This window comes from Streptomyces sp. NPDC049577, from assembly GCF_040675635.1.
GTDB lineage: Bacteria > Actinomycetota > Actinomycetes > Streptomycetales > Streptomycetaceae > Streptomyces.
In genome coordinates, this window is sequence record NZ_JBFAPH010000475.1 from 1 (window position 1) to 3,658 (window position 3,658).

Sequence of the window (3,658 nt, forward strand, 5' to 3'; positions counted from 1 at the left end):
GCATCTTGCGCAGCTCGAACGCGGTCACCTCGGACCGGTACTCCTCCCACTCCTGCTTCTTGTTGCGCAGGAAGAAGTCGAAGACGTGCTCGCCGAGGGTCTCGGCGACCAGCTCGCTGCGCTCCATGAGCTCGATGGCCTCGCCGAGGTTCTGCGGCAGCGGCTCGATGCCCATGGCGCGGCGCTCGGCGTCGGACAGCGCCCAGACGTCGTCGTCGGCGCCGGCGGGGAGCTCGTACCCCTCCTCGATGCCCTTCAGTCCGGCGGCCAGCAGGACGGCATAGGTCAGGTACGGGTTGGCGCCGGAGTCGATGGAGCGGACCTCGACGCGCGTGGAGCCGGTCTTGCCGGGCTTGTACATGGGGACGCGGATGAGCGCGGAGCGGTTGTTGTGGCCCCAGCAGATGTAGGAGGGGGCCTCGCCGCCGGCGCCGGCGGTGCGCTGGGAGCCGCCCCAGATGCGCTTGTAGGAGTTGACCCACTGGTTGGTGACGGCGGAGATCTCGCCCGCGTGCCGGAGCAGACCGGCGATGAAGGACTTGCCGACCTTGGAGAGCTGGTACTCGGCGCCGGACTCGTGGAAGGCGTTGCGGTCGCCCTCGAAGAGGGAGAGGTGGGTGTGCATGCCGGAGCCGGGGTACTCGGAGAACGGCTTGGGCATGAAGGTGGCGTGCACGCCCTGCTCCAGGGCCACCTGCTTCATCACGAGCCGGAAGGTCATGATGTTGTCGGCGGTGGAGAGCGCGTCGGCGTAGCGCAGGTCGATCTCCTGCTGGCCGGGGGCGCCCTCGTGGTGGCTGAACTCGACCGAGATCCCCATGGATTCGAGCATGGTGATGGCCTGGCGGCGGAAGTCCATGCCCACGTTCTGCGGGGTGTGGTCGAAGTAGCCGGAGGAGTCGGCGGGCACCGGGCGGGTGCCGTCGACGGGCTTGTCCTTGAGCAGGAAGAACTCGATCTCGGGGTGGGTGTAGAAGGTGAACCCGAGGTCGGAGGTCTTGGCCAGGATGCGCTTGAGGACGTAGCGCGGGTCGGCGTAGGAGGGCGAGCCGTCCGGCATGAGGATGTCGCAGAACATCCGGGCGGTGCCGGGCGCCTCCGCGCGCCAGGGCAGGATCTGGAAGGTCCCCGGGTCCGGCTTGGCGATCATGTCGGACTCGTACACCCGGGCGAAGCCCTCGATGGCCGAACCGTCGAATCCGATGCCTTCGTCGAAGGCCTGCTCCAGTTCGGCGGGGGCGACGGCGACGGACTTGAGGTAGCCGAGCACGTCGGTGAACCACAGCCGCACGAAGCGGATGTCCCGCTCTTCGAGCGTGCGGAGCACGAACTCCTGCTGCTTATCCATGGCTCCCTATCCTTGCAGGTCAGACGGCTCGTATCCCGGGCGTGGGTACGGTTTCGACCTTGAGTATCACGTCCCCGGGTTACCGGGGGGTTTCCTGGCGGTCCCGCTTTCCCGGCCCTTGCGTGCATCGTACTGATGCCCGGATCAACGGCGCCGCCGCACGGCCGCCGAAGTGCGTGCGGCGGCCGTGCGGCGGGGTGACGCAGGGTGACGCTCGGTAGGGGGTGTGGAAGGGACGGGTCAGGCGTCGTGGGCGCGCACGGGCACGGCCTCGACGACGGGGTGGTCGCTCTCGCCGGGCGGTGTGCGGCTGGCGCCGCCCGGGGATCCGAGGGTGTCGAAGAATTCCGCGTTGGCCCGGGTGTAGCCGGTCCACTCCTCCGGCACGTCGTCCTCGTAGAAGATCGCTTCGACGGGGCAGACGGGCTCGCAGGCGCCGCAGTCCACGCATTCGTCCGGGTGGATGTAGAGCATGCGCGGCCCTTCGTAGATGCAGTCGACGGGGCACTCCTCGATGCACGCCTTGTCCTTGACGTCGACGCAGGGCTCTGCGATCACGTACGTCATCGCGCTGGCCTTTCCTCTCTCGCGGTGCTTGCCGGATTCGTACCCGCGGCAGGGCCTGCCTGCTCCTGGCGCCGGGTGAGCAGGGTCCACACCGCCGGTATGCACAGGGCGGAGAGGGCGGCGAGGATCCACAGGGCGAGGTGGAGGGCGTCGGTGTAGCTGCCGGCGGCGAGGGTGGTGAAGGCGTCGCGGGCGGCTCCGGGCGTGGCGTGCGAGGCGGCCTTGGCGAGGTCGCCCTGGGTGATGGTGTCGGCGAGGTTCTGGACGTGGCCGCGGTAGCGGCCGGGGATCTCGTCCGTGTGGTCGCCGAGGCGGCCCGCGATGACGGAGACGAGGACGGTGCCCATGCCGGCGACGGCGACGGCCTCGCCGGTCAGGCGCATGGTGTTGAACATGCCCGCGGCCATGCCGGCCCGCTCGGCGGGCACGACGGAGACCGCGGCGCCGTCCAGCAGCCCGAAGGAGACGCCGACGCCCGCGCCCATGACCAGCAGGGGGCCCAGGATGTCGGTGAAGCCGCTGGAGGGGCCGATGACGGTCAGCCACGCGGCGCCCGCGGCGACCAGGGCGAGGGAGAGGGCGAGCAGGGTGCGCATGGCCAGGCGCTGGGTGAGGAAGCCGGCGACGACCGGCACGGTGAGGATGGGCAGGGTGAGCGGGAGCATGGCGGCGCCGGCCCCGTCGGTGGAGTAGTCGCCGACGCCGATGAGGTAGGTGGGCAGGAAGGCCAGCAGTCCGACGAAGACGAAGGACAGCACGAAGGGCATCAGGCAGATACCCAGGAAGCGCGGCCGGGCCAGCAGGCCGAGGTCGAACATGGGGTGCCCGACGCGGCGTTCGACGGTGACGAAGGCCGCGAGGAAGAGGGCCGCGCCGGCGAGGAGGGCGAGGACGAGGGGATGGGCCCAGCCGAGCTGGGGGCCTTCGATGATGCCGAGGATGAGGGCGAACAGCGCGGCGGTGAAGGTGGCGGTGCCGGGCTTGTCGACGCCCATGGCCCGCGGGTTGCGCGACTCGGCGAGCCGGCCGGTGACGGCGAGCACGGCGGCGGCGAGCACGGCGTGGCTGACGAAGACCGACCGCCAGCCGAAGGCGTCGACGAGGAATCCGGCGGTGAAGGGGCCCAGGGCCAGTCCGGTGCCGAAGGCGGTGCCGAGCGCGCCGAAGGCCTTGGCGCGGGCGGGCCCGTCGAAGGTCTGGGCGAGCAGGGCGCTGCCGGCGGTCATGACGGCGGCGCCGCCGATGCCCGCGAGGCCCCGGGAGAGGTCGAGCAGCACGATGCCGGGCGAGACGGCGCTGACGACGCCGGCGACGAGGATGGTGACCAGGCCGGCGGTGAACATGCGGCGCCGGCCGAGGAGGTCGGCGAGGGCGCCGCAGGCGAGCATGCAGGCGGCGAAGGTGACGTTGTAGGCGTTGACGACCCACTGCAGGGAGACCAGCCCGACGTGCAGATCACCGTTGATGTCGGGCAGCGCGACCGACGCGCCGGTCAGGGCCATGGGCAGGACCACGGCGGCGACGCAGACGGCCGCCAGGGTCAGGCGCGGGCCGGCCGGCGCGGTGGCGTGGCGCCCTGCGTGCGGGGCATTCATCGCGGGGACTCCTTCGGTGCTTCGGGCCTGGCCCCGCCGACGGGGGCGCGGCATCGGTCCGCTGCTGCACCGCATGGACCACTTCAAGATCCCGTACGCCGGCGGCTGCGACCTCGGCACCCGTACAGTGCAGCCGCACATGGCGGCC

At 71.1% G+C, this 3,658-nt stretch carries 3 protein-coding genes; all 3 read right to left on the reverse strand.

All coding sequences use genetic code 11. From position 1 onward, the window contains the following. Positions 1–1,348, reverse strand: a 1,348-nt coding sequence (gene glnA / locus AB0K09_RS31230) for a type I glutamate--ammonia ligase (protein ID WP_366068765.1), incomplete at its 3' end; no start/stop codon positions are given. Between the two features lie 240 nt (positions 1,349–1,588). Further along, positions 1,589–1,915 (reverse strand): ferredoxin, encoded by a 327-nt coding sequence (gene fdxA, locus AB0K09_RS31235; RefSeq protein ID WP_366068766.1) that lies wholly within the window; start codon positions 1,913–1,915, stop codon positions 1,589–1,591. Next, the gene (locus AB0K09_RS31240) at positions 1,912–3,510 is read right to left on the reverse strand and encodes an MFS transporter (protein WP_366068767.1); all 1,599 of its coding nucleotides are present in this window, start codon (positions 3,508–3,510) and stop codon (positions 1,912–1,914) included. Before AB0K09_RS31240 ends, fdxA begins: the two co-directional genes overlap by 4 nt. Between the last annotated feature and the right edge of the window lie 148 nt (positions 3,511–3,658).